Here is a 26,357-nt window from a genome sequence, read left to right as displayed (position 1 = left end):
CATCACCGCACCCGAGCTGAAGTCCCTGAGGTCGAAGAGTTCCCGGGCGGAGTGCGGATGTACAGCCTCGTCACCGGGACCGGCAGCCCGCTCTCGCCGCCCCTGCACGTGACACGACTCGACCGCGGCGCCACGGGCACCTGCGCCCTGGGCGTCGCCCACGAAGGGCCGCCCGGCTACGGACACGGCGGCATCAGCGCCATGCTGCTGGACGAGCTGATGGGCTGGGTCTGCGCCACCGCGGGAATGCCGGGTGTGACCGTCTCCCTTCAGACGCGCTACCACCGCCCCGTTCCGCTGGAATCCCCGCTGCGCGTGCTCGCCCATGTCACGGGCACCGAGGGCCGCAAGGTGTACGTGACAGGTTCGATCGCCACCGAAGAAGACCTCCCCACGGTCCTGGTGGCGGCCGAGGGAGTCTTCGTCTCACCGTGTCGACGGTCACGTATTTCCCCAGGGCAAGCGTCACGCAATTCCCCAGGTGCCCGCTGGGGGCGCCGGCCGGTGGATGTCTACGCCGCTCCGCGGGACGACCGTCGCTGCGGCAGCGCCGCACCCGCTCCTTGAGGGCTTCGGAGTCTGGTGCTTGTGAGGGCTTCGTCGGGATGGCGCAGCCCCGTCTTTCACCACAAGCGGATGAGTCATCCGCTTGTGGTACCGTCACCATCAAGCGGATGATCTATCCGGATTGCTGGGCTGGAGGAACGCATGGGGAAGACAGCTGTGGTCACGGCCGGGACCGCCGGCATCGGCTTGGAGACGGCTCTGGGACTGGCCGCCGCCGGATTCTCGGTCACCGTGGTCGGGCGCAGTGCCGACCGGGGCGCCCGGGCCGTCGACCGGATCGGCGCGGTGAACCCGGCGCGCCCTGCCCGGTTCCTGCCCGCCGATCTCGGCTCGCTCGACGGCGTGCGCGCGCTCGCTGGTCGGATAGCCGGCGACCACGCCACCTCCGGTGAACCGCTGACCGTGCTGGTGAACAACGTCGGGGCGATGTTCGCGGATCGACAGGAGCTGGACGGCGTGGAGGCGTCGTTCGTCGTCAACCATCTTTCGCCGTACCTGCTGACGGAACTGCTGCTGCCCACGCTCACGGCCGGTGCGCCGAGCAGGATCGTGAACGTGACCTCGGGTGCGGTCGGTGCCGCCAAGCGGGTGTTCGACGCCGTCGAGCCGCCCGGCGGCTACTACGGTTTCCACTGGTACGGCCGCGCCAAGCTCGCGAACCTTGCCTACACGCTCGACCTGGCGTCACGGCTCGACGGCACGGGCGTGTCGGTCTTCGCCGCCGACCCCGGGGGCGCCGCGACCGACATGACCAACGGCACTCTGACCGACCCGAAGATCGTCTCACCGGCCCTGCGGCTGCTGTGGCCGCTGGTGCGCCGCAAGTTCGAACGCTCCACCGCGGGCCCGGCATCAGAGGCCGCGAAGCCCTCCATCGTCGCCGCCACCGACGAGTCCCTGGCGGGGCGGACCGGCATCGTCATCGGCGCCACGGCACGCCCGGCGGCGCCGTTCCGCGCGGCCACCGACCCCCACGTCGCCGATGCCGTGCGCCGACTCAGCCGGCAGCACGCGCCCCTCCTGGCGCCCTGACCCGCCAGGCCCGGCCCGGCACGGGCGGCGGGGGCATCCGGATGAGCTGTCCAATTAGCATGTCCCCATGACGACGACACCACTGCGCAAGGACGCGGCCCGCAACTGGGACCGGATCGTGGCCGTCGCCCGCGAACTGGTCGACCAGGGAACGCCGTTGCAGCTCAACGACGTCGCCCGCCGCACCGGACTCGGAGTCGGCACCGTCTACCGCCACTTCGCCACGCCCGAGGCGCTCCTGGAGACCGTCGCCACCCCCCGCCTGGAGGCCCTGACCGCCCACGGCAGGCAGGCGCTGGCCGACACCGACGCCTGGCGGGCCCTGGAGAGCTTCCTGACCCGCACCGTCGAGGCGCAGGTCACCGACGCCTCACTGGCGCCGGTCGCCGCCGCTTCCGTCGACGCCCTGCCGCGCACCACGGAACTCAAGGAATCCCTGTGGTCGACAGGCACCACACTTCTCGACCGGGCCCGCGCGGCCGGGGCGGTCCGTCCCGACCTGGCCGCAACCGATCTGGTCCCGCTCGTGTGCGGCATCGCCTACGCCGTAGACGTACACGGCAGCGCTCCCGCAGACCGGATCGACACCGCCCACCGCTACCTGGCCGCATTGCTCGGCGGCCTGCGAGCCACACCAACGGCGGTGTGAGATCTCCCCTCAGCCGCCCAGGGCAATCCTTGCGCCCAGCGGCACCTCCGGCGCACCTCGGCGACCGCCTTCCCCCTGGGGAATCGTGACCGCAGGGGCGGGGAATTCCGTGACGCAGAACCGGCTGAAGGCGGGGAATCAAGTGACCGCTCACACCATCAGGGGCGATGGCTCAGCGCCGGTTTTCGTTCCGATGTTCCTCAACCCCCGGCCGCCCGGGATGTTGCCGCGCTCCGCGAGCGGCGCCACACTCTCCGTGAGGCACGTTCACCGGGGGGTAATCGTGTGGCTTCCGTTCCTGTTCCTGCCCGCTGCCCTGCTCCTGGCGGCGGGATTCCGGGCGGCTGGCCGCCCGGCGCCGCATGGAAAAGCCCCGGGCGCGCACGCCCCGGCCGTCGCGCCAGCCGCTGACGATGTACGAGGTGGCCTACCTGCGGGGCGGCACCACCGCGGTCGCGGAGACCGCGATGGCCGCGCTGCACCTCGCCGGGCGCCTGCCGATCACCGCCGACCACCGGCTCGACCTGACCGGCCGGAGCCCGCGCGACCCGGTGCAGCGCGCCGTCCTCGCCCGCAGGTCCGCCGGGAACGTCCGGCCCGCCGCCGCCGTACGGGATGAGGGGCTCGGCAGCCGTGGCCAAGGTGGCCGAGCGCCTCGTCGAGCAGGGGCTGGCCGTGGACCCGGCGCGGGAGAGGGGCGTACGCGAGGCCGACGGATTCGAGGCCGCGACGGCGATGCTCGCGGCCATCCTGGGCGTGACGGCGGTGATCTGGTCCGCCGTCACGGGCGGACCCTGGCACTGGCTCCGGCCGCTCCTGGCCTTCGCCCTGCTGCTGTGCGGGTGGGGGGTGCTCCACGTGCTGCGCGACCCGCGGCCCCGAACCCGCGGCGGCAGCGCGGCCGGCCGGGCCCTGTGCGCGAGGGCCGTGGCGGACGACTCCTGGGAACCGCGCCCCGACCACGCCACCCGCCTGCCCGCCCGCACCCGCAGGACCGTCGCGGAGGCCAGCCGGCACGGACTGGACGCCGTGACCCTGCCCGCACTCGCCCTGGCCGTGGTGGGCGGTCCCCGGCCCGTGCCCGAGCCGCCCGTACGGGCCGCGGAGGACGCCGGGGGCGCCCGCTCCCGCTCGTCCCCTCCCACGGCGGCAACACGGTCTTCGCCCCCCGTCCCTGGGCGTGTGGTGCGCGGGCTGCGCCGAGTGCGGAGGCGGCCTGTGAAAGACGGCGCGGCCCCCGCCGGGGGCGGGAGCCGCTGGGACCGGCGTCAGGCCTGGGCCCGGCGCCGCTTGCCGTACCCGGCCTCGGGACGGCCCGCGCTCATCAGGGCGAGGACGACGTCGAGGTCGTCACCCTGGTGCGGGTCGTCCGCCATGCGGTTGCGGCCGCGTGCACCGCAGCCGGTGCACTGGTGGACGATCACGTAGCCCTTTGCGGAGTGGTGCTTGACGGCCACCGGGCGCATGAGCGCGCGGCAGTCGTTGGCACGGTCTCCGGGCGAGACGTCCCATGCAGCGAGTGCAGGCAGTGCGGGCCGTGGTTGCGGTAGCTTTCGTTGATCAGCCGCACCGCCGTCCTGCCGCAGTTTCCGCAGGTGAAGCCGGTGTTTTCGGTTGTTCTGCTGATGACGCTGCTCCTCGGCGAGTCGAAGGGGTCTTCAACTCGGAGGCGCAGGGTTCCGTTCGCTCTCCCCCTGACAGGCGCAGGGTTCGCAGGCTCGACCGGGGAGTGACGAGGTTCACCGCCGCTGCGGGCGATTTACTTCCGGCTCCAGCTTCACCGGGTGCGCGAGCACCCGGATCCGGACCACGACCGGGTTTGTGTGTTTGTCCCGGCCACTGTCACGCGGGTGTGCCACGTGCCGCCGGTAGGTGTCCGTCCGGTCTCACTGCCGTGGGCGTCGTCCCCCGTCAGGCAGCGTCGGCAGAGGCATGCTTCAGCGTGATCACGCCACCTCCCTCGGGTCCGCCGTCACCTCGCGGACCGTCGGCACGGCCCCGGGGACTCCCGTCCGGGATAGGTGTTCGGTCCGGGGCGGGGAGCGGCGGTCGAGGCCCACCTGTCCACCCCGGTCGGCCGGATGAGCCGCTGTACAGGGTGCGCGCCTCGCGTGAGCGGCGCCGGAGGCGCCTTGACGGGGCGGCGCTGCCCGGACACGGAACAGACGGGTGTCGGCGCGATCAGGCCAGTGTGATCGCTTCGCCGTCCACCGAGATCCGCTGAGGGGGCAGCGGGTTTGTCGCCGGTCCGTTCTGCACGCTGCCGTCTATGATCGAAAACTCGCTGCCGTGGCAGGGGCAGCGAATGACACCGTTGGCGATCTCCGTCACTGGACAGCCCGCGTGGGTGCATGTTGCCGAGAACGCCATGAACGCACCCGCCTCGGGTTGGGTGATCACCACGCCCTCGCGCTTGAAGATCTTGCCGCCGCCTTCTGGAATGTCGGTGATTCTCGCGAGCCCAGTGCCAGCGTCCTTGCCGCCACCAGGACTGCTGGAGTTGCCGCCGCCGGTGCTGCCGGCGTCCGAGGAACCGGTGCGGTTCGGCGAGGAGGACTTGCTCGGCGACCCCGAAGTCCTGGCGCCCGAGTCCGAGGTGCCGTTGGTGAGTTTCCAGCCCGTGAGGCCGGCCCCCACAGTGAAAGCGGTGCCTGCCAGGCCGAGCACGGTGCGGCGCCGAACCATCGGGCGCCCGGGTTCGGGGCTGCGTCCTGAACCTGGCGGGATGACATCCAGCGGCTCTGCTACGGGGGTGGGCCCGGCGGGTGCGGGCTGCCGTAGAACTGGGGGGCCGGGGTGGTGATGCCCTGTGGTCCCGGACGTTGACCGGTGCGGACCGGGGGCCGGCGACGGACCGACGGGCGGTGCGGGGCTGTGCCGTTCGGCTGGCGGGCTGCCGGGCAGGTCGTTGGCGGTGTGTGACTGGATCAACCAGGCCACCCTGTCGGGCATCCAGGGTTCGGCCGACAGTGCGACCGTGGCTGTGTCCGCGCCCCCGCCGGTTCTGTTCGCGCAGGCGAGTCGGGCGAGGAGGTTCGCGACGGTGGGGCGCCGGTCGGGATCCTTGTCCAGGCAGGCGGCCACAACCTCGCGCAGATCGGGTGCAAGGGAGGCGAGGTTGGGGGCTTCGTGGACAGCGCGGTAGTGCAGGGCATGAGCGGTGCCGGTGCCGAACGGGCCGGTGCCGGTGCCGGTGTAGGCCAGCACCGCACCGAGGGCGAAGACGTCGCTGGCAGGTCCGACCGGCTGATCCGTGAGCTGTTCGGGGGACATGAAGCCGGGAGTACCGATGGTCGTGCCGGTGTGGGTCAGGGTGCCGGCCCCGCTCGCGACCGAAATGCCGAAGTCGATCACGCGCGGGCCGTCGGCAGCCAGGAGAATGTTGGAGGGTTTGAGGTCGCGGTGGACGACGCCGACGGCGTGAATCGCCTCCAGCGCCTCGGCGACCCCGGCGCCCAGGGCAAAGATGGGCGGGGCGGGCCAGGGGCCGTGCCCGGCGATCGCCTCGCTCAGGGAGACGCCGGGGACGTAAAGGGTGGCCAGCCAGGCCGGGGAGCCGTCCGCATCGGCGTCGATCACACCGGCGGTGAAGGCTCCGTTCACCCTGCGGGCGGCGGTCACCTCACGGGCGAAGCGGCGCCGGAAGTCGCCGTCCTCGGCCAGCTCCGGCCGAACCACTTTCACCGCGACAGGGCGTCCGCCGGGCGAACGCGCCAGATACACCAGGCCCATGCCACCCGCGCCAAGCCGTGCGACAAGCCGGTACCGCCCCACGAGCGGCGGATCCTCCGGCTTCAGAGCTTCGAACACTGCCATCCCACGCCCCCGCCCCTTTGGCCCCGAGGCCGCTGCCCTGGATGGATGCAACATCGTTCCCGATGGCCTCTGCAACTCCTACCACGTAGGGCGGGTCTGTCAAACGATTGTCGATGTCCCACACCCGGTGGCCACAGCGAGTCCCGTGCAGTCGTTGACACTTGCGTGTCCTGCGCGGTCGGGCGGCGCAGGATTTTCCCAGCGATTCCGAACTGTTCTCCTTCGGCCTTGATCTCCGGACATCACCCGTCCAACTCCTCTGTCAGTCAGACCAGTTCGATGCGACGCGATGTCGTTTCCTCCAGGTTGGACAGGCCTGTATCCTCCCTGCGATTCCAGGCGCCGGCCCGACCTGTATGAGCACGATGCACATGCTCGATGGCTGTGTCGGTCAGGTGTCGGTGATCGGGAAGAGGGAGTCGGCTCCGGTCATGGACAGCAGACGGCGTATCTGGGGCTGCGGGTCGCGCAGCACGATCCGCCGCCCGTTCTCCGCCGCGGTCTGCTGGGCCTCGATGAAGGCGATGAGGCCGGAGGAGTCGCAGAAGGACAGACCGGCCAGGTCGACGACGATGTCGCCGGGGCCCTCGGGCTGGACGATCGCGGCGTGCAGGGCGTTGCGCAGCATCGGGGCCCGGTCGATGTCCATCTCGCCGCCGACGTGCACCACCAGCCGGTGGTCCTCGCCGCCCACCCACGCGCCCGGCTCGCTGTTCTCTCGATCCTCCACGTCCTTCATGATGAGCCAGTGCCGTGGGTGCCACACCACCGGACCGGACCCACTCCTCCTCGAACGTGTGAACCGTCGGGGTGTCGCGTTGACGAGGGCGGTGGCCGGACACCGGCTGACGCCCGGTCAGGACCGCAGGCCACAGGGGGTTTCCCGGAGGTTTCCCGTTTCCCGTCGCAGTGGGCGACCCGCGCCTCCTCGACACCCCGGGGCCGCGGGGCGGACGCTCGGAAGGCCCGGCGGACCGCCGGCTGCGGCGCCGTACGACGAGCACGGCGCGGCCCCACGACGAACGCGCCCCGCGGGAGACCGCGACGAGGACGGGGGAACGACATGCGGATGCGGAGAACGGCGACGAAGGCTGCGGTGACGGCGCTCATGCTGCTGCTCACCTGGGCGGGAGCGGCCGGTGCCACGGCGGCGACGGCGGTCACGCCGGCCGGGGCGCCCCGGGCGGCAGCGGCGACGTGCGCGGTGCTCGCCCCGGGAGCCTCGGCGACGGCCGAAGCGGCCGTCCGGGCGGCGTGCGAACAGATCGGCGTCTGGTACACCTGGGGCGGCGGCCACGGCCCCCAGCCGGGGCCCACGTACGGCCAGGTCGACCCGAGCGACCCGGACAGCGCCCACGACCCGGAGCGGCTGGGCTTCGACTGCTCGGGCCTGGTCCGCTACGCCTACGCCCGCGCGGCCGGTGGCGACCCGCTGCCCGGCAACGCGTACCACCAGTTCCACTCGCCGCAGGTCAGCCAGCGGTTCACGGCCGCGCAGGGGACCGGACCGCTGCTGGCCGGGGACCTGCTCGCGTGGGGGTCGGGGGGCTCCGTCCACCACATCGCGATCTACCTGGGCGCCGGGAAGATGGTCGAGGCCCGTGAGTCGGGCACCCGGATCACCGTCAGCGACGTCCGGCTGGGCGGCGACTACGCGGGGGCGGTGCGCATCGCGGCGTCGGCGGGCTCCGGCACGTTCAGCACCTGGGGCACCGACGTGTGGACCCACGAGGAGGCGTCCACGAGCAGCCCGCGCGTCCACCGGTTCCCCGGTCCGACCACCGTCCGCATCGAGTGCCAGAAGCACGCGGAGACGGTGACGGCCGAGGGCTACACCAACGACGCCTGGTCCTACCTGCCCGAGTACCGGGCGTGGATCACCAACATCTACATCAGGGGCGGCGCCTGGCTGGACGGCGTACCCACCTGCCGCTGAGCGCCACCGTGCGGCACCGGCCACCGCGCCCCGAGCAGGGCACCCTTCCAGACGGCCCCGAGGGCCCCCACCGGCACGGCCGGTGGGGGCCCGTCGCCGTGCGCCTCGGATCCCCGCCTTCCGGACGGGACCACCCGTACGGCCCAGCACACCGCACGGGGCGTCCGGCCGGGGCCTGTTGATGCCGGGACCGGCGCGCACGCCGTGGTACGGGATACGGGAAACCATCGGCCGCGATCGGGAAGGTGCCGCCTGTGTCTCAGGAGCAACGCAAAGGGAGGCAGAGGCTGCGGCTGCCGGTGAAGGCGGCCCTGCCGGGCCGTCACCCCCACGAGGACCGCGAGCCGGTCACCGACCGGGTGGTCTTCGGTGTGACGGCGGTCCTGACGATGTGCTTCGTCATCTGGGGCGTCGTCGCCACCGGTTCGCTGGAGACCGTCTCCGACACCCTGCTGAACGGCCTGATGCACAACGCCGGATGGGCGTTCGTCCTCGCCGCCTCCGGGTTCGTGGTCTTCGCGCTCTGGCTCGCCATCAGCCGCTACGGACGGATCGAGCTGGGCCAGGAGCACGAGAAGCCCGAGTTCAGCACCGTCTCGTGGGTCGCCATGATGTTCAGCGCCGGCATGGGCATCGGCCTCATGTTCTACGGCGTCAGCGAGCCGCTCGCGCACTTCACCGACCCGCCGCCCGGCACCGACCCCGCCGACGCCGCGGAGGCCATGCAGACGGCGCTCGCCACGACCCTCTTCCACTGGACCCTGCACCCGTGGGCCATCTACGCCGTGGTCGGCCTGGCCATCGCGTACAGCACCTTCCGGCGCCGCAGGCGGCAGACGATCAGCGCCGTCTTCGTCCCGCTCCTCGGGAAGGAACGTTCCGAAGGCGCTCCCGGCCGGGTGATCGACATCCTCGCCATCTTCGCCACGCTGTTCGGCTCCGCCACCTCCCTGGGGCTCGGCGCGCTCCAGATCGGCAGCGGCATGCACGAGGTGGGCTGGCTGGACAAGGCGGGTACGGGGCTGCTGGTCGCCATCATCTGCGTCCTGACGGTCTGCTTCGTCTTCTCCGCCGTCTCCGGCGTGGAGAAGGGCATCCAGTGGCTGTCCAACATCAACATGGTGCTGGCCGTGATCCTCGCCGTCTTCGTGTTCGTCGTCGGCCCCACCATCCTCATCCTCGACCTCATCCCCACCTCCCTGGCCGCCTACTTCGAGGAGCTGCCCCAGCTGGTCGGCCGCACCGAGGCGTCCGCCGGCGGAGGGGACGTCGCCGCGTGGCTGAGCAGCTGGACGGTCTTCTACTGGGCCTGGTGGATCTCCTGGACCCCGTTCGTCGGCATGTTCATCGCCCGCATCAGCCGGGGCCGTACGATCCGTCAGTTCGTCGGCGGCGTCATCCTGGTGCCCAGCACCGTGAGCCTGGTGTGGTTCGCCATCTTCGGCGGCACGGCGATGCAGCTGAAGGAGCAGGGCGAGCTGGGCGCCGCGACGACGCCCGAGGCGCAGCTGTTCGGGGTGCTTCAGGAGTTCCCGATCGCCGGCGTGATGAGCCTCGTCGTGATGGTCCTGGTCGGCATCTTCTTCGTGTCGGGCGCCGACGCTGCGTCGATCGTGATGGGGACCCTCTCGCAGAAGGGGTCCTTCGAACCCGCCCGGTTCATCGTCGTGTTCTGGGGCGTCGTCACCGGCGGTGTGGCGGCCGTGATGCTGCTCGTCGGCGAGGGCAAGGGCGACGCCCTCGCGGGCCTGCAGCACCTGACGATCCTCGTCGCGGCCCCGTTCGTCCTGGTGATGATCGGCATGTGCTGGGCCCTGCTGCGGGACCTCCGCAGGGATCCGCTCATCGTCCGGGTCGAACTGGCCGAGGAGGCCGTGGAGGACGCCGTGGTCGCCGGCCACGAGAAGTACGGCGACTTCGAGATCCGCATCGGCCCCGCGCACGACGAGACCCCCCGGAAGCCGAAGGACGGCGGCGAGGGCACCGACCCGGGAGCACCGCCCCCGGCCTCCTGAAGGGCCCGGTCCGGGCGGTGGCGGCCGGCCCCCGCCGCCCGGACCCCACCCCGTGCGGATCGGCCCCCGGCCGCGGCCCCGGTCCGGCCCGATCCGGAAGTGCGGGCCTAGACCCCGCCCAGCAGGTGCAGGGCCCGGTGCTCGGCGCCCACCTGGTAGGCGCCCGCCCCCAGCAGGCCCTGCTCCTGCGCCTGGCGCAGCACCGCGGCGAGTTCCGTACAGCGTGCGCACCCCGGGTCCCATCCCGGGATGAGGTGGGGGTGCCGGTTGGCCAGGTGCCGGGCGAGCCCTCTCTCCGGCCCGGCACCGCCACCCCCGGCCGCCCCGTGCGGATCCGGCTGTGCCGGACCCCGCTGGGTCCCGAGCAGGCGCGAACACTCCGGGCAGGAATCCAGTACGACGTTCATGGCACGCACCGTAACCGCAAGAGGCCCCCGACACCCGCCGGGCCGGGCGGATGCCGTACAGGCTTCGACCATGGGGACGAAGGCCGGTGACGGTGGAGCCGTCACCGCCCCCGGCTCACGTGTACACGAGCAGGTGGTCGCAGGTGTTCGTCCCGTCGTGCAGCGAGGAGTCGCTGTTGAGGACGTAGAAGGTCCTGGTGGGGCCCGTCTGCGGGGCCTTGGGGACGACGATCAGGGTCTGACCCGCCATGTCCAGGCTGAACCGCCGGACCACGTGCACGTACAGCAGCTCGAAGAGGTTCTCCGTCAGGGAGTCCAGGCGCAGGATGCGGTAGGTGCGGTCGCCCGAGCCCTGAGTGCCCGTCACCGGGGCCTGGTACTGCGCGTCGCCCCACACCGCGGGCTGGGGCGCGACCCGTCCGGACGCCTCCAGGGCCTGCAGCCGCGCCTGCGTGCTGTCGCGGATTCCGGCCATGTGGATGTGCAGCTGGTTGAGCCTGCGGGCGGTCTGCGAGTTGATCCCGAGCCCGATGTAGGGGTACTGCACGGGGACGTCACCTCCGCTGCGGGCGTTCTCCCACGCCTCGTGCCAGTAGTTCGCGACGCCGGAGGTCACGAGGAACGGGCATTCGATGCCGGTGATGCGGCAGCTCGGCACGAGGAGGTAGTTGTGCTGGTTCTGCGGTCTGCCGTGCAGGACCACGTAGTTCTGGGTGGTCTTCAGGCAGTTCGGCCGCTGTCCGCTCGGCGGCACGATTCCCTGGGTGCAGTACTGCACGTCCTGCCACAGCGGGTCGGTGTCGGCGGGGCTGCCGCAGAGGCCCTGCATGTGGTTCGGCGGGCAGGGGCTCTGGCCGCCGCCGGGGGGATTGGGGTCCGTGGGGCAGGGACAGCACGCTGCCGCCCCCGGCCCGGCGCCCGTCGCCGCGGACGCGCGGCCGCCCGCGCCGGTCAGCAGCGCCCCCGCACCCAGGGCGCCGGACAGCGCCACGAACTGACGGCGGGGCATGTCGTTCGCCTTGCCGATGGCATTCATCTGTGAGCTCCGATGGTCTACGGCCGCCGGTACGGGCCCGGGCCGGGCGGGCGGCGGCCTTCCCGCCCGGGAAGGGCCTGCTGATGCGCTCACAACGTAGGCTCCGTCCCGGCCCGGTCCCGGGAACGCGGTGGGGGAGCGCCCGGTATTACGCCGGAAGGCCGTCATGCGCAGGCCCGTGACCGGCCGCCCGGCGCCCGCGGCCCCGTCACCGGTCGGCCAGCGCGTACAGGCCCGTGACCTCGGCGCCGCGCCGGCGCTTGGCCTCGATCGTCGTCATCCCCGCGTGCAGCGCCGTCGTGCCGTGGGCGTAGGCGTCCTCGACCGGCAGGTAGTACATGAGGTTGAAGTACAGGTGGGGCACCGGGGAGCTCCGGTCGACGGCGACCGCCCGGATCCACGTGGTCCCCGCGTAGTGGTAGTACAGGCAGAAGCCGGCCATCCGCCGCCCCTCGTACGCGGCCACGACGCGCGCGTCGGTCCCCATCGTCTCCGCCTGCCGTGCGAGCAGGGCCGTCATGGCGTCGACGCCGTCCCGGTCGTGGCCGTGGCCCTGCTGGTGTCCGGCGAGCAGCGTCCCGGCGTCCGCCGCGCACTCCGCGAGGGAAGGGCGGCGTACGTCGGGGCGGGCGGCGGTGAACTCGCGGCGTTCCCGGCGGATGCCGACGCGCCGCCGCGAGGGCAGGGAGGCGAGGTAGGCCTCGAAGTCCCGCCCGGGCAGCGGGATGAGGGCGTCGTCCTCCAGGTGCACGGCCGCGTCCGGATAGAGCGGGGCGAGCCGGCCGGCGGCCCCGGCGGTGAGGTAGGGCCACCAGTGCGTGGTCGCGTTCCGGCCGGCGAGCCGCCGCGCGGCGTCGCGCAGCAGGGCCAGGCAGGCGTCACGGCGTACGGGGTCCAGGCCGGGAGCGGTCAGCGGGGTGTTGCGGTAGCCGCGCCGGGCCCCGGCGATCACCCGGGGCGGCAGGCTCCGCGGGGGCAGCAGGCCGCCGGGCCGGTAGGCGTCGTTCGGCTCGGTGTGCACGAGGTGCAGGGGAGCGGCGGCGAGCAGCGTGCCGTCGTGGTCCCGGACCAGGGCGTACGAGGTGTCGGCGGTCGGGTCGTCCTCCTCCCCGGCGAGCCACCGGTGGGAGAGGTACAGCCCGGCCGGGTGGGCGAGGCGTTCCCACTCGGCGGCGGGGACGGCGCGGACGGAGTCGACGAGCGTGGTGATCAACGGGGTTTCCTCCGGCGGTGACGGCTGGTGGCCCTCAGGGCGGGGGCGGCGGCCGCCGCGAGCAGGCAGGCCACCGCCTCGGCCCCCCAGGGCAGCAGGGGCCCGGCCTCCAGCAGCAGGGTGAACAGGGCGGGCGCGGCGACCATGCCGACCGCCCAGGAGAACTGGTACAGGCCCTGGGCGAAGCCCCCGGCGGCATCGGGGGTGAGGGTCACCGACAGCTCGCTCAGCGCCGGTCCGAGGAGGATCTCGGCGACGCTGAACAGGATGATCGCGGCGAGCAGGGCCGCCCAGGCGGTGAACGCGAGCGAGGGCAGCGCCGGAAGCATGAACGCCGTCATGGCCGCGGCCATGACGAGGTGTCCGGCGACCACGCCCCGGCGGGGTGCCTTCGGTGCGAGATGGGCGGTGATCACTGTCGAACACCCGGACACGAGGACGGTGTTGACGACGAACAGCAGGCTCGCCGCGGACGCGGGAAGACCCAGGGCGCGGGTGGTGTAGAGGGCGACGAGCACGGACAGGGCGGCCTGGGCGAGGACGTAGGGCAGGTTCACGGCCACGAGCAGGAGATAGCGCCGTGTGTGGTCGCTCCGCGCCGCCAGGTCGTCCGGTGCGGGTTCCTCGGGCTGCGGGGGAGTGGTCCGCAGGGAGGCGAAGCAGAAGGCGGCCAGCAGGTAGGTCGCGGCGTCGGCCGCGATCAGCCACCACAGGGCGCCCTTCCCGAAGACCACGAGCGCCCCGGCGGCGGCGGCCGAACCGGCGGCGAGACCGACGTTGCGCAGCGAGCCGGTGAAGGCGAACCACGCGCGCCGCTCGTCGGCTCCGGTGACGTGCGTGATCAGGGTCCGCTGGGCGGTGAAGTACATGTTGATGCCGGCCTGCACCAGCACGTGCACGGCAGCGACGTGCCACAGCCGGTCCGCGAACAGGAACAGGACGAACCCGACGGCCGACAGGACGTTCGCGGCGACCACGACCGGGCGCGGACCGATCCGGTCCATGAGGCGCCCGGCGAGGAAGGTGACGGGCAGGGCGACGGCCTGGCCCACCGTCATCGCCACGCCGACGTGCGCCGCGGGCAGGCCCTGCACATCGGTGAAGTACAGCAGTCCGAGGGGCAGCAGCATGCCGTTGCCGACGGAGTCGATCAGGTTGCCGGTGACGAAGCGGCCGTGCCCGCGCAGCGGCGGCACACCCAGGCGCGCGGCGGCGCCCGGGCGCCGGTTGGCGGTGGCAGTGCTCATGGGACCAGCAGCCGGGTGATCTTGGCCAGGACGTCGGGTCCGGGGAAGCCGGTCGCCGCGTGCAGCGCCGTGAGGGCCCGCACGGTGGCGGCCTCCTCACCCTCGGGGAGGGTGAGGACGGCGATGTCGCCGCGGGAGACGCCGTCGATGACGAGCTCGTGCACGGTGACGACGTCGACGGCCTCCCGGAGCGCGGCCCGCGCCCGCGGAGGGATCCCCTCCTCGGCGAGGAACTCCACGGCCCACCCGGCGCGCCGCACCGGACCGTGCGCGGGCGGCAGGCCGCGGGCCATGCGGGCCAGCGTGGCGTAGGTGTTGGTGCCCGATGCCGCGCAGGACAGGGTGGTCGCCCCGCCGACCCGCGGGTTCACCTCCAGGACGGTGAACCCGCCGTCCTCGTGGACCAGGTCCACGTTGACCGACCCGTGCACGCCGAGCTGCCCGCACAGCGCGACCAGGTCGCGGGCCACCGCCTCGAACGCGGCGTCGGCTTCCGGGCGGGGGCCGCACCAGCGCAGGTCGGCGAAGGTGAACACCGGCTCCGCGCCGGCGCGCCCGGTCCAGCACAGGGGGAGCACCTGGTAGGCGCCGGGCCGTCCCACGATGTCGACGCTGCACAGGTCGCCCTCGACGACCGCCTCCAGCACTGCGGAGGGCTGCGGCGGGCCGGCGAGCCAGGCGTCCAGCGCGGCCGGGGTGCGCAGGGTGCGGATGCCCGTACTCGTGGAGTCCCAGACGGGCTTCGCCATCAGCGGGTAGCCGATCCGCGCGGCCTCCGCCCGCAGGGCGTCCCGGTAGCCCGGCACCGGGAGCCCGCGGTCCGCCAGCAGGCCCGCGTCGGCGCGGAAGCCGTCCGGCACCGCCAGCCCGGCCCGCCGGCAGAGCTGCTTGGTCTCCCACTTGTCCACGAGCAGCATCGTCGACGCGAGCGGGGTCATGACCGTCGGGATGCCGACGGCCTCCAGGTAGGAGGCGGCCGCGGCGTCGCGCAGCGCGTTCTCGCAGGGCAGCGAGATCGACACGGCCGCGTCCGCTCCCCAGTCGGCGACCAGACCGGCGAGCCGGCGGGGCGTGATCCCCCGGTCGAGCCGGTGCCGGTGACCGGGGAAGTCGTCGTCGCCGGGGGTGCCGCTGGTGTGGAACAGGCCGGCCTCGATCCCCTCGGCGGCCAGGCCGCGGACCGCCTGCTGGATGTACGGGTCGGCGCGGCGGATGCCCACCGACCGCAGGAACGCGATCTTCCGCACGGGAGTCAGCCCACTTCCACTCGGGACCGGGCGACGACCGAGGCCGCCAGGTCGCCCGCACCGGCGGCGGTGGCCGCGCGGGCGAGGACGTGCCCGATCCGGCAGGCCGAGTCCGCCGGTTCGGGCACCCGGTCCCCGGGACGCAGGTGGAACTCGGAGTGCGTGCCGGGCGCCGGCGGTACGGAGGTCCGGCGCAGCACTCCGCCGTGGTCGGGCAGCAGGAAGCGGATCGCGGCGGCGCCGGAGGCCGTGGGGGTGGTTTCGGGGACCCGGCCGAGCACGGCCTGGAGGCAGGCGACGGCCTCGCTGACCCCGGTCGCGGCCTCGACCAGCTCGCACAGGTTGTCCCCGGGCAGGCGCGCGCCGGTCTCGATCACGTACGGCGTCCGGGTGCCCGGCGGGATCTTCAGCTCCGTGTGCGCGATGCCGTTGCGCACGCCGACGGCGAGCGCCGCGCGGGCCGCGGTGTCCTGCACCACCCGGGCGAGCTCCTCGTCCAGCCCCGACGGACAGGTGTGGCCGGTCTCGATGCGGTGCCGGCCGCCGGTGGTGTCCTTCCTGACCACCGGCAGCGGATGGGCCACCCCGTCGGCGACCACGGTGTCGCAGGAGTACTCGGCCCCGTCGATGTACTCCTGCAGCAGGGCCGTGGTGTCGAGCGCCAGTCCGTGCGGCCGGGCGTGCGTGAACCGCTGGGCGGCCCGGACCGCGGAGGCCAGCGCTCCGGGTCCGTCCACCACGGACACCCCCCAGGAGCCGCCCTGTTCCGCGGGCTTGACCACCAAGGGCCAGCCCAGGGCGCCCGTCGCGGCGACCCGGCCGGCCTCGTCCGGGTCACGGGCCACCGCCCAGCGGGGCGCGGGGACCCCGGCCGCGGCGAAGGCCTCGCCCATGAGCACCTTGTTGCGGGCCGCCCGGGCCAGCCGCGGGTCGTTGCCCGGCAGTCCGACCCGTTCGGCCAGCAGCGCGGCCAGCGGGGTGAACAGCTCGAAGCAGGCCACGACGCCCGCCGGTGCGTGGGTCCGGCAGAAGGCCTCCATGTCGTCCAGCGCCCTCGGGGTGTCCGTGAGGTCCGTCGCGCACACCCCTGCCAGCGCGGAGCGCAGCCACGGCGGATAGGCGTCGTGGACCTCCGCGTGGGTCGCCGCGTACAAGCGCAGTCCCAGCCGGTCGGCGGCCTCGACGAGGAAACGTCCCGCGTTCCCCATCGGCTCGATCACCAGCACTCCCGGACCGCGCGGGCCCGCACCGATAGTCATCCGCCCAGCAAACCCGCAGGTGGGACGAGGCTGCTATGGGCCTGACAAACGAAAATAACTTGCCGCAGAGCATGCCTACTTGGAGCAAATGACAAGCAACTGGTCAGTAACCGAACGGCATTTGGTGCGCATCGCCCATGGAGCCGCACAAGAGTCCCGTGGTCGGATCGCCGGGCCAGGTAAGCCCGCCACAGCGACCCGAACGGGGACCAGCACAGTGGAACGTCTGCGCCAGCAGCTCGCCGACCAGATCGCCCAGGGAGTCATCCCGCCCTACCAGTACTCCTACCCGCCCCGCTCCACCTACCGCCCCCTGCCGCAGGGCAGGTGGAGCATCCCCGAGGTCTGGGCCGCGGACCTCGCCAACCACCCCGTCCCCGAACTCAACCTGTACCTGCACGTCCCCTTCTGCGACCGCAAGTGCGGCTTCTGCAACCTCTACACGATCATCAGCACCGACGAGGACGTCTTCGACGCCTACACCGACGCGCTCTGTACGCAGCTCCAGGACCATGCCGAGATCATCCGGGCGCGCCGGCTGCGCACCGTCTACATCGGCGGCGGGACCCCCGCCCTGCTGAAGCCCCGTCACTTCGAGCAGATCTTCACCACCCTCGCCCGGATCTACCCCAACTGGCGCTCCACCGTGGAAGAAGTGGCCGTCGAGGCCACGCCGTCCTCGATCGCGGACGCCCCCGAGGAGTTCAAGGCCCTGATCGACATGGGCCTCACCCGTGCCAACGTCGGGATCCAGTCCCTGGTGCCCCGCGAGATCCGCGAGGCCGGCCGCGGCGGCGAGGACGAGGCCGTCATCCGGCGCGCGATCCGGACCGCGCACGAGCTCGGCCTCCCCGACCTCTCCACCGACCTGATCATGGGCTTCGCGGGGCAGACCCCCGAGACCTGGCGGCACAGCGTCGACGAACTGGCCGCCCTGCGGCCCACCACCATCAGCACCTACTTCCTGACGGTGCGCCCGGACGCGTGGTTCTCCAAGACCGGCGCCTACCAGTACATGTGGCAGCCCGAGCTGTACGAGCGCTACGACTACGCCCGGCAGGTCTTCCTCGACCACGGCTACGTCCAGGAGGGCTCGGTCCGCTACAAGATCCCCGGACGCGGCGGCTACGCCCAGAAGGTCCTCACCTTCCACGGGGTGCCCCTGCTCGGACTCGGCGTCGGCGCCCGCTCGTACACCAGCGTGCTCGACTACATGACCGGCAGCGTGAAGCCCTCGACCGCCGAGGTCGCCGACTACATCAGGAAGGCCGGGAACCACCAGATCGTCCCGGTCACGGGCATCGAGCTGACCGGCGAGGAGCTGGTCCGCAAGCGCCTCGTCCTCGACACCTTCGACCTGGACCTCTCCGAACTGGACCGGTTCGGCTACCAGAAGCACGCCGCCGAGTTCGAGGCGGTCCTGGACGCCGCCGAGGCCAACGGCCTCCTGCACCGGCTGGGCCGCCGCGTCCAGCTCACCCCCAAGGGCTTCAAGTACCGCGACGTGCTGTCCTGGATGTTCTACTCCGAGCGGATCAAGGGCCTGGACCGGGAGTACTACGAGGACCTCCACGCGGCGAACGCGCGCGCCCGCCGGAACATGGGGGCCACCCCCGTGCGGATCACCGGCGTGGACCTGCGCGAGGGAGCCGCGTGAGCGACCTGTACGTGGCGGCGGGCGGCGGCGGGGATCCGCTGGGCACCCTGATCGCCGCGCGCACCCTCACCCCCTCCGCCGATCCACCGGTGATCGCCACCTACGCCTGGGAACGTGCCGAGGTCAGCCCCCTCACCGAACCCCTCGGCGAACGCCACTTCGCCGGGCTCTCCCAAGGGGCCCACGGCGCACCGGCCTTCACCCCGGACACCCGGCCCCGGCCCCCGGCCGGCTCCACCCTGCCCGCCCTCGCGCGGGACCTGCCGGCCCGGCTGCTGCTGCTCGACCCCGCCGACGGACTCGCCCCGCTCGCCCGGCGGATCGGTGCCGCGGCAGCCGCCGCGGGCGGACACGTCCGCATCGTCGACATCGGCGGCGACATCCTCACGCACGGAGACGAACCCGGCCTGTGCAGCCCCTTCGGGGATGCCCTGACCCTCGCCGCCTGCCACCTGTCCGGCGTCCCGACCACCGTCCACGTCGCCGGACCGGGCCTGGACGGGGAGATCGACGAGCACACCCTGCTCGGCCGCCTCCGGGGACACGGCCACCACGACCCGACACCCGCGGCGGTCCCGGCGGCCGCCCGGGCCCTGGCCTGGCACCCGTCCGAGGCGTCCGCGCTCTGGGCCGCCGCCGTCCTGGGCGCCCGCGGCACGGCCCGCGCCGTCAGCCACACGGCCGTGCTCGGCGAAGCCTCGCCGAGGCTGTACCGCATGCCGCTGGAGGATGCCGTCGGACACAACCCGGTCGCACGCGCCCTGATCGACGCACGGCCCGCGACCCTGCAGGAGGCGGCCGACCTCTCCCACCGGCTCACCGGCATCCCCGGACTGGCGCCCGAACGGCCCCTGACACCCCGGCAGGACCCGCCGGCGGTCCTCGCCCCCCTCCCCGACCGGGAGGTGGCACTCAAGACGCTCCGCGCCGCCGCACCCGGAGCGGACCACGTCACCCTCCGGTACGCCGCACGCACCCTGGGCCTCGCCTGGACCGACATCCCGGCCCTGCGGGACGTCCTCGGCAGCGGCACCCCGCTGCTCCGGCTCTCCTGAAACCCCCGCCCGGGCCCCGGTCGCACCACCGTGCCGCCGGGGTCCGGGTGCGCCGTTTCCGGGCCCCGCCGATACAACGGGCACCGCATTCCCCAGCCGCACCGGGCACCCCACGAGCCATGAATTCCCCCGCACGGGACGCGTGGAACGCAGTCGTTGTTTTCGGTCAATGTCAGGAGATCACCCGAGAGCGGTTGAACGCACAACGATCGGTCGGTGTGCAGCTCATACGGGTGTCCGCCGGACCCTGCGGCCCACCGGAGGCATTCCGGCGCTGGTCGGTGCCGCGGCGCAGAAGTCCCTTTACGGCGGGGCGGCGGACGGGAAAGCTTTAGGGCGGCAGTGACGCACCGGCAATGTTCTCCGTGACCGCAAGGAAATGCGCTTGCATACCGTCGGGCATACCGGCGGAGCATTCTCGGAATTCATCTCCCGTATACGCGATCCAGGGAATTCGCGGGCCCCGGAACTCTCCGGGGAGCTCCCACCCGGCAGGCACACGGGCCCCTTCGGACCCCGCGCACTCCCCTGTGCTTCCTTTCTGCGCCGGTTGACCCCAGCCGGCCGCGCAACGACACCGTGCGCTCGTCGCAGCCAGTGACGCCCGTCCGACGCGGCCTCTACGTTCTTCATTACCCGAAGGCATATTCCAACCAGCGGTCCTCGCCGTTGAGAGGGACAGGGATGACGAGCCACGCAACCGAAGTCGACCTCGAAGAACTGCTCCGCCGGGCGCTGGACGCCTCCGGTGCGGGGGCGCGTTGGACCACCGACGCGGACGAGATGTGGTGCCGCCTCACACCCGTCGCCGCCACCCAGCGGGACCAGGGATGGAAACTGCACGTGTCGGCGACGTCGGCCTCCGCGCCGGCCGTCCTCGCCAAGGCCCTGGACGTCCTGCTGGGGGAGGAGTCGGCGTTCAAGTTCGCCCGGTCCCTGGACCAGGTCAGCGCGCTCAACTCCCGCGCCACACCCCGCGGGAGCTCCGGCAAGTTCCTCACCGTCTACCCCCGCTCCGACGGCGACGCCGTCCGCATCGCACGGGAACTGCACGGGGCCACCGCCGGGCTCGCCGGCCCACGGATCCTGTCGGACCAGCCCTACGCCGCGAACAGCCTGGTGCACTACCGCTACGGCGCCTTCGTGGGCCGCCGCCGGCTCTCCGACCAGGGCCTGCTCGTCTGGTACATCGAGGACCCCGACGGCAACCCCGTCGAGGACAAGCGCACCGGCCAGTACTCTCCTCCCCCCTGGGCCGTCAGCCCCTTTCCCGCCACGGTCCCCGCCCCGCCGCCCGACCGGAAGGCACCGGGCGGCCCGGTCCTCCTCGGCGGCCGCTTCTCGGTGCGGGAGGCGATCCGCCACACCAACAAGGGCGGCGTCTACCGCGGTACGGACGTCACCACCGGCGCACCCGTCGTCATCAAGGAGGCCCGCCCGCATGTGGAGGCCGACGCCTCCGGCGCCGACGTACGGGACTGGCTGCGCGCCGAGGCCCGGACCCTGGAGAAGCTCGACGGAACCGGGCTGGCACCGCGCTCCCTCGCCATGTTCGAGCACGCCGGACACCTCTTCCTGGCGCAGGAGGAAGTACCGGGCGTCCCCTTGCGCACCTGGGTCGCCGAGCACTTCCGCGACGCCGGGAGCGCCCGCTACCGCACCGACGCGCTCGACCAGGCCGCCCGCCTCGTCGACCTCGTGGCCGCGGCCCACGCCGAGGGCTGCGTCCTGCGGGACTTCACCCCCGGCAACATCATGGTCCGGCCGGACGGCGAACTCCGCCTCATCGACCTGGAACTGGCCGTCCTGAAGGGCGACGACGCCCTTCCCACGACGGTCGGAACACCCGGCTTCAGCGCTCCCGAACGACTGGCGGGCGCCCCCGTCGCACCGACCGCCGACTACTACAGCCTCGGCGCCACCGTGTGCTTCGTCCTCGCCGGCAAGGTCCCCAACCTGCTGCCCGAGGAACCCGCCACCAGGACTCCCGAGGAACGCCTCGCCGCATGGCTCACCGCCTGCGACGCGACGCTCGGCCTGCCCGCCGCCCTGCACGAGACGATCCTCGGGCTGATGCGGGACGACCCCGCCGAGCGCTGGGACCCCACCCGGGCGCGCGCCGCCCTGCGCCGCGGCACCGGCACACCGCGTCACGCAGACCCCGCCCGCGGAGCCGGCACCACCGGCCGCACCGACACACCCCGCGACCCGGTCGCGGCCGCCGTGACGGGCATCGTCGAACACCTCGTCGACACGATGACCCCGCAGGACCCCCGGCGGCTCTGGCCCGTTTCCACGATGGCGGGGGAGACCGACCCGTGCACGGTGCAGCAGGGCGCGGCCGGAGTCCTGGCCGTCCTGACCCAGCACTTCGAACTCACTGGCGACCCGCGCCTGCCCGCGGCGATATCCACCGCGGGCCACTGGATCGCGGCCCGCACCGACCCCGGATCCGTACGCCCCGGACTGCACTTCGGAGGCCGCGGCACCGCCTGGGCGCTGTACGACGCCGGCCGCGCCGTCGCGGACCGCACCCTCGTGGACCACGCGCTGGCCCTCGCCCTCGCCCCCCAGCAACCCACCCCCAGCCACGACATCACCCACGGCTCCGCGGGCAGCGGCCTGGCCGCCGCCCACCTGTGGCAACGCACGGGCGACCCGCGCCTCGCGCAGCAGGTCACGGACGCCGCCGACCGGCTGGCCGCCGCCGCGCGCCGCGAGCCGTCCGGAGTGAGCTGGCCGGTCCCCGCGGAAGCCGTCGCCGAGGAAGCCGGCAAACGCTACCTGGGCTTCGCCCACGGAACCGCCGGCATCGGCTGCTTTCTCCTCGCCGCCGCGACCGTCTCGGACCGGCCGGAATTCGCCCGGCTCGCGGTGGAGGCGGGCGAACACCTGGTCGCCCACGCCGTGCTCGTCGACGAGGCCGCCCAGTGGCCGGCCCAGGCGACGGACCCGCCCACCGCCCCGTACTGGTGCCACGGCTCGGCCGGCATCGGCACCTTCCTGGTCCGGCTCTGGCGGGCCACCGGCGACGAACGCTTCGGCGACCTGGCCCGCCGCGCCACCCGCGCCGTCGTCGAACGGGCCTCCCGCGCGGCCCTCACCCAATGCCACGGCCTGGCCGGGAACGGCGACTTCCTCCTGGACATGGCCGAGGCCACCGGGGAGCCGTCGTACCGCGCGATGGCCGAAGACCTGGCCCGCCTCGTCGTCACCGAACGGGCCGACCGCTCCGGACACGTCGTCTTCCCCAACGAATACGGGGACGTCTCGACGAGCTGGAGCGACGGATCCGCAGGAATCCTGGCCTTCCTCCTGCGGATCCGCCACCCGGAACCCCGGCGCTGGATGTTCAGGCAGCCGGTCTGAGCGGCAGGGAAGACCCTGTCGCCACGTCACAGAGAAGGAGAAAGTCATGGAGAACCGCGACCTCGAACTGCTGGCTCACCTGCACGCCCTTCCGGAGACCGACCCGGTCGGCGTCGACGGAGCCCCGTTCGCCGCGACCTGTGAGTGCGTCGGCCTGCTGACGCTCCTCAACACCGTCTGTGTGGGCATCAGCTGCGCCTGACCCGTACAGCGGGCCCTCTCGGCCCCGGACCCGGCCCCGGCAGGGCGCGGCGGGACGGTCGACGGAAGTCTCGTTGACCCCTCGCCGCACCCCCTGCGCCGCACGTAGGGAACGCCCCGTGCTCCCTCGGGCGTCCGACCGGAGCCGCACGAGAGGGTTCGAAGAACCTCCGGCCGGTGGCTGCCACGCAGCAGCCACCGGCCGGAGCACCAGCCCCCCGCCCCCGGGGGCGCACCCGGCCACCGCGCCGGCCACACCGACCGCGCCGCCTCCCCCCGAACCGGTACGCCCCGAGTCCGCAGCCCACACCCCGCAGACGAGGAACGAGCATGCAGCCGCACGCCGGTGACGACGCCCCCGCCCGGGCCCTCCTCCTGACCGACGCACCCGAGGCCCCGGACACCGACCGGTCCGCGCCCGAACCGGCGTACGCCATCAGCGCACGGGGCCTGGTGAAGTCCTACCCGGGCCCCGACGGCACCACCGTCCAGGCCGTCCGCGGCCTGGACCTCGACGTCCGCCAGGGAGAGACCTTCGCCTTCCTCGGACCCAACGGCGCCGGGAAGTCCACCACCATCGCCATGCTGTGCGCCCTGGCCCGCCCCACCGCCGGACGGGCCCTCGTCGCCGGCGCCGAGGTGCCCGGCCAGCCCGACCACGTCCGGCGGCACGTCGGAATGCTCTTCCAGCACAGCGCACTCGACCCGGACCTGACGGCCGAACAGAACCTGTACATCCACACGCGCCTCTACGGGATGGGCCGCCGCCACGCCCGCCGCCGCGTGACCGAGACCCTCGAGGCCGTCGCCCTCGCCGACCGCCGCCGCTCCCCGGTCCGCACCCTCTCCGGCGGCATGCGCCGGCGCCTGGAACTGGCCCGCGGGCTGCTGCACGAGCCCCGGATCCTCTTCCTCGACGAACCCACCACCGGACTCGACCCGCACGCCCGTGCCCAGGTCTGGGACCACCTGCGCGCCCTGCGCGACCGGCACGGCACCACCCTGTTCGTCACCACCCACTACCTGGAAGAGGCCGAGAACTGCGACCGCCTCGCCATCATCGACGGCGGCCGCCTGGTCGCTGAGGGCGCCCCCCACGCGCTGAAGGCCGCGATCGGGGACGACCGGGTGCTGCTGCGCACCGGTGACGACACCGCGGCGCAGCACGTCGTACGCGACGCCGCCCCACCGGGGGCCGTCCTCACGGCCGACACCGACGGCCTGTGCCTGCGCGTCCCCGACGGCAGCGCGTGGATCCCCCGCCTGTGCGCGGCCCTCGAAGCCCACGGCATCCCCGTACGGGCCGCGTCCGCGACTCCGCCGACCCTCGACGACGTCTTCTTCCACCACACCGGCCGCAGCATCAACACCGCCCGGCCCGCGCCGGGAACCGGGAGGACCGCATGACCTCCGGCGCGCCCCCGGCCCCCGGCACCGCGGAACACGCCGACACCGCGGGCCGGGGCCCGACGCGCGTGCGCCGCGAGCTGCGCGCGGTCCACGGCCTGGTCCACCGCGACCTCCTGCGGCTGTCCTCCCAGCCCACGCACACCGCCCTGATGCTGCTCCAGCCGGTGCTGTACCTCTTCATCCTCGGCGGCGGCCTGGCGGCCCTGATCCCCACCTCCACCCTCGGCGTGGGCTACCAGACCTACCTGTTCCCGGGCATGCTGATGATGACCGTCCAGACGCCGGCCATCATGGTCGGCATCCGGCTGATCACCGACCGCCAGAGCGGCTACCTCCGCGAACTCCTCATGGCCCCCGTCAGCCGCACCACCCTGCTCCTGGGGAGCTGCGCCGGCGGCACCACCGTCGCCGCGGTCCAGGGCACCGTGCTCCTCGCCCTGGCCGGCGCGGTGGGCCTGCCCTACGACCCGGCGCTGCTCGCGCTCCTGATGGCCGGCATGATCCTCGCGTCCTTCACCCTCACCGCCCTGTCCCTGGCCCTGGCCGTGACCCTCCAGCGGGCCGAGGTGTTCCACATGCTGCTCGGCGTGGTGATGATGCCGCTGCTGTTCCTCTCGGGCGGCTTCTTCCCGCTCGACGCCCTGCCGGGCTGGGCCCGTTCCCTGGCCGCCGTGAACCCGATCGCGTACGGGGTGGACCTGCTCCGCCGCTCGATCACGCTCCGGATGCCCGACCGGCCGGCCGTGTCCGGCATCGAGTGGTTCGGCAGCCCGCCCCCGCCGGCGCTGGAGGCCGCCGCCCTGCTGGGGGCAGGAGTCCTCGCCCTCGTCTGGGCCGCGCACCGGTTCAAGCGGCCGGACTGAGCGCGGGCCGCCGAAATTCAGGTGACCGGCGGGCGCGGCCCTCCCTACCATCGGGCGCTGCACACCCCCCGCTCCCACCCTGAACGGCCGGCCATGAAAACCCTGATCCCCGGCGTGCTCCGCGACGAGCCGCAGTTCGCCCGCCTGTTCATCGGGCAGTCGCTGTCGGTGCTGGGCGACCGCGTGGCGTTCGTGGCCGTGCCCTTCGCCGTGCTCGCGGTGGGCGGCTCCGCCTCCGACGTCGGCCTGGTCGCTGCCGCGGGGCTCGTGCCCATGCTGCTGTTCACCCTGGTGGGCGGGGTCTGGGCGGACCGCTTCCCGCGCCACCGCATCATGATGCTCTCCGACGTGGTGCGGTGCGCCGTCCAGGGGCTCATCGCCGTCCTGCTGGCGACCGGTGCCGCGGAGATCCGCCACCTGGTCCTGCTGATGATCGTGTTCGGTACGGCGGACGCGTTCTTCATGCCCGCCGCCACCGGGCTGATGCCCCTCGTGGTCGGCCCGGACCGGCTGCGGGAGGCCAACGCCCTGCGCGGGTTCGTCCAGTCGTCCGGTCTGGTGATCGGTCCGGCCCTGGCCGGCGGGCTGGTCGCCCTGGCGGGCCCCGGGGGCGCCCTGGCCCTCGACGCCCTGACCTTCGCCGTCAGCGCCGCGTTCCTGGCCCGGCTGAGGCCCCGTGAGACGGCGTCCGCGGCGGAGAAGGACACGGCCGGGGGGACGTTCCTCGAGGAGCTGCGCGCGGGCTGGGTCCAGGTGCGCAGCCGGACCTGGGTGTGGTCCGGCATGGCCGGCATGGCCGTCTACCACGTCGTCGTGCTGCCGTCGGTCTACGTCCTCGGCCCGGTCCTCGCGGCGCGCGAATGGGGCGGCGCGGCAGGCTGGTCGGTGGTGGTGGCCGCCTTCGGCGCGGGAGCCGTCCTCGGGGACGTGTGCGCCTACCGGCTGAAGGTCGCGCGCCCCATGGCCCTGGCCGCCGCGGCGCTCGCGGTGGCCTCCTGCCAGGCGGTCATCATCGGATCCGGCGCCCCCCTCGTCGTGATCGCGGTCCTCGAAGCGGTCACCGGCGTCGCCGTCTCGCTCTTCTTCGTCCTGTGGGAGACGGCGCTGCAGACCCATGTACCCGAAGCCGCCCTGTCCCGGGTGAGCTCCTACGACCACCTGCTGTCGACCGGACTCATGCCGCTCGGCCTGGCACTCGCCGGCCCGGTGTCCGCGTCCTTCGGCGTACGGCCCACCCTGTACGCGATGACGCTCCTCGCCGTCCCCGCCGCCCTCGCGCTCCTCTGCGTCCCCGCCGTACGACGCCTCCCGGCACAGGCGCCGGACCCGGCCGGCGAAGGCGTCCCCGCCACCGCACAGGCCGGCCCGGCGTCATGAT

At 73.2% G+C, this 26,357-nt stretch carries 20 protein-coding genes and 2 pseudogenes; 13 read left to right on the top strand and 9 right to left on the bottom strand.

The features are described from left to right. Positions 1-57 precede the first annotated feature (57 nt). The 4 genes and pseudogenes from ACPU2J_RS01590 to ACPU2J_RS01575 all read left to right on the top strand — a co-directional run. A complete protein-coding gene (locus ACPU2J_RS01590; RefSeq protein WP_420082075.1) occupies positions 58-567 on the top strand; it encodes a PaaI family thioesterase in 510 nt (169 codons plus the stop codon). 141 nt (positions 568-708) lie between these two features. After that, entirely contained in the window at positions 709-1,599 is an 891-nt protein-coding gene (locus ACPU2J_RS01585; protein ID WP_423832545.1) for an SDR family NAD(P)-dependent oxidoreductase, read from the top strand. Between the two features lie 67 nt (positions 1,600-1,666). Then, a complete protein-coding gene (locus ACPU2J_RS01580) occupies positions 1,667-2,248 on the top strand; it encodes a TetR/AcrR family transcriptional regulator (RefSeq protein ID WP_420082077.1) in 582 nt (193 codons plus the stop codon). A gap of 362 nt (positions 2,249-2,610) precedes the next feature. Further along, positions 2,611-2,844, top strand: a pseudogene (locus ACPU2J_RS01575) (TIGR04222 domain-containing membrane protein); the annotation flags it as partial. Between the two features lie 672 nt (positions 2,845-3,516). On the opposite strand, the pseudogene ACPU2J_RS01570 reads toward ACPU2J_RS01575, so the two are convergent. The 3 genes and pseudogenes from ACPU2J_RS01570 to ACPU2J_RS01560 all read right to left on the bottom strand — a co-directional run bounded on the left by ACPU2J_RS01570 (position 3,517) and on the right by ACPU2J_RS01560 (position 6,794). Further along, positions 3,517-3,818, bottom strand: a pseudogene (locus tag ACPU2J_RS01570) (RNHCP domain-containing protein). A gap of 611 nt (positions 3,819-4,429) precedes the next feature. Next, positions 4,430-6,064 (bottom strand): protein kinase domain-containing protein, encoded by a 1,635-nt coding sequence (locus ACPU2J_RS01565; RefSeq protein ID WP_423832544.1) that lies wholly within the window; start codon positions 6,062-6,064, stop codon positions 4,430-4,432. A gap of 391 nt (positions 6,065-6,455) precedes the next feature. Next, positions 6,456-6,794 (bottom strand): STAS domain-containing protein, encoded by a 339-nt coding sequence (locus tag ACPU2J_RS01560; protein ID WP_420082081.1) that lies wholly within the window; start codon positions 6,792-6,794, stop codon positions 6,456-6,458. 333 nt (positions 6,795-7,127) lie between these two features. Between ACPU2J_RS01560 and ACPU2J_RS01555 the strand changes: the two genes are divergently transcribed. Further along, on the top strand, positions 7,128-8,000 hold the full coding sequence (locus ACPU2J_RS01555) for a C40 family peptidase (RefSeq protein ID WP_423832543.1): 873 nt from the start codon (positions 7,128-7,130) through the stop codon (positions 7,998-8,000). Between the two features lie 245 nt (positions 8,001-8,245). Next, positions 8,246-10,015 carry a BCCT family transporter gene (locus ACPU2J_RS01550; RefSeq protein WP_420082082.1) on the top strand — a complete coding sequence of 590 codons (1,770 nt, stop codon included), beginning with the start codon at positions 8,246-8,248 and terminating at the stop codon, positions 10,013-10,015. Positions 10,016-10,122: 107 nt separating this feature from the next. Here ACPU2J_RS01550 and ACPU2J_RS01545 read toward each other — a convergent pair whose 3' ends face one another. The 6 genes from ACPU2J_RS01545 to ACPU2J_RS01520 all read right to left on the bottom strand — a co-directional run bounded on the left by ACPU2J_RS01545 (position 10,123) and on the right by ACPU2J_RS01520 (position 16,424). Further along, complete coding sequence (locus tag ACPU2J_RS01545) at positions 10,123-10,422, bottom strand: hypothetical protein (RefSeq protein ID WP_420082083.1); 300 nt, start codon at positions 10,420-10,422, stop codon at positions 10,123-10,125. A 115-nt stretch (positions 10,423-10,537) separates the two neighbouring features. After that, positions 10,538-11,458 carry a CDP-diacylglycerol diphosphatase gene (locus tag ACPU2J_RS01540; RefSeq protein WP_423832542.1) on the bottom strand — a complete coding sequence of 307 codons (921 nt, stop codon included), beginning with the start codon at positions 11,456-11,458 and terminating at the stop codon, positions 10,538-10,540. Positions 11,459-11,666: 208 nt separating this feature from the next. Next, on the bottom strand, positions 11,667-12,671 hold the full coding sequence (locus ACPU2J_RS01535; protein WP_423832541.1) for a peptidogalycan biosysnthesis protein: 1,005 nt from the start codon (positions 12,669-12,671) through the stop codon (positions 11,667-11,669). Beyond that, positions 12,668-13,918 carry an MFS transporter gene (locus ACPU2J_RS01530; protein ID WP_420082086.1) on the bottom strand — a complete coding sequence of 417 codons (1,251 nt, stop codon included), beginning with the start codon at positions 13,916-13,918 and terminating at the stop codon, positions 12,668-12,670. The genes ACPU2J_RS01535 and ACPU2J_RS01530 overlap by 4 nt, the downstream gene beginning before the upstream one ends. After that, positions 13,915-15,165, bottom strand: coding sequence for an ATP-grasp domain-containing protein (locus tag ACPU2J_RS01525; RefSeq protein ID WP_420082087.1), 1,251 nt, complete (start codon positions 15,163-15,165; stop codon positions 13,915-13,917). The genes ACPU2J_RS01530 and ACPU2J_RS01525 overlap by 4 nt, the downstream gene beginning before the upstream one ends. A gap of 5 nt (positions 15,166-15,170) precedes the next feature. Next, positions 15,171-16,424: an ATP-grasp domain-containing protein gene (locus tag ACPU2J_RS01520; protein ID WP_420082088.1), complete on the bottom strand. Its 1,254-nt coding sequence runs from the start codon at positions 16,422-16,424 to the stop codon at positions 15,171-15,173. Between the two features lie 217 nt (positions 16,425-16,641). Here ACPU2J_RS01520 and ACPU2J_RS01515 point away from each other — a divergent pair, with 217 nt between their 5' ends. The 7 genes from ACPU2J_RS01515 to ACPU2J_RS01485 all read left to right on the top strand — a co-directional run bounded on the left by ACPU2J_RS01515 (position 16,642) and on the right by ACPU2J_RS01485 (position 26,356). Then, positions 16,642-18,081: a coproporphyrinogen-III oxidase family protein gene (locus tag ACPU2J_RS01515; RefSeq protein WP_423832539.1), complete on the top strand. Its 1,440-nt coding sequence runs from the start codon at positions 16,642-16,644 to the stop codon at positions 18,079-18,081. Continuing rightward, positions 18,078-19,136, top strand: coding sequence for a DUF1152 domain-containing protein (locus ACPU2J_RS01510; protein ID WP_423832537.1), 1,059 nt, complete (start codon positions 18,078-18,080; stop codon positions 19,134-19,136). The genes ACPU2J_RS01515 and ACPU2J_RS01510 overlap by 4 nt, the downstream gene beginning before the upstream one ends. Positions 19,137-19,820: 684 nt before the next feature. Continuing rightward, on the top strand, positions 19,821-22,505 hold the full coding sequence (gene lanL, locus ACPU2J_RS01505) for a class IV lanthionine synthetase LanL (RefSeq protein ID WP_423832536.1): 2,685 nt from the start codon (positions 19,821-19,823) through the stop codon (positions 22,503-22,505). A gap of 46 nt (positions 22,506-22,551) precedes the next feature. Next, the gene (locus ACPU2J_RS01500) at positions 22,552-22,707 is read left to right on the top strand and encodes a VenA family class IV lanthipeptide (RefSeq protein WP_167350579.1); all 156 of its coding nucleotides are present in this window, start codon (positions 22,552-22,554) and stop codon (positions 22,705-22,707) included. A 329-nt stretch (positions 22,708-23,036) separates the two neighbouring features. Next, the gene (locus ACPU2J_RS01495; protein ID WP_423832535.1) at positions 23,037-24,113 is read left to right on the top strand and encodes an ATP-binding cassette domain-containing protein; all 1,077 of its coding nucleotides are present in this window, start codon (positions 23,037-23,039) and stop codon (positions 24,111-24,113) included. Continuing rightward, positions 24,110-24,979: an ABC transporter permease gene (locus ACPU2J_RS01490; RefSeq protein ID WP_423832534.1), complete on the top strand. Its 870-nt coding sequence runs from the start codon at positions 24,110-24,112 to the stop codon at positions 24,977-24,979. The genes ACPU2J_RS01495 and ACPU2J_RS01490 overlap by 4 nt, the downstream gene beginning before the upstream one ends. Before the next feature lie 93 nt (positions 24,980-25,072). Next, positions 25,073-26,356 carry an MFS transporter gene (locus ACPU2J_RS01485; protein WP_420082095.1) on the top strand — a complete coding sequence of 428 codons (1,284 nt, stop codon included), beginning with the start codon at positions 25,073-25,075 and terminating at the stop codon, positions 26,354-26,356. The last annotated feature ends 1 nt before the right edge of the window (position 26,357 follow it).

The organism is Streptomyces manipurensis (genome assembly GCF_049570255.1).
GTDB lineage: Bacteria > Actinomycetota > Actinomycetes > Streptomycetales > Streptomycetaceae > Streptomyces > Streptomyces manipurensis.
This window is presented reverse-complemented; position numbering and strand designations above follow the sequence as displayed.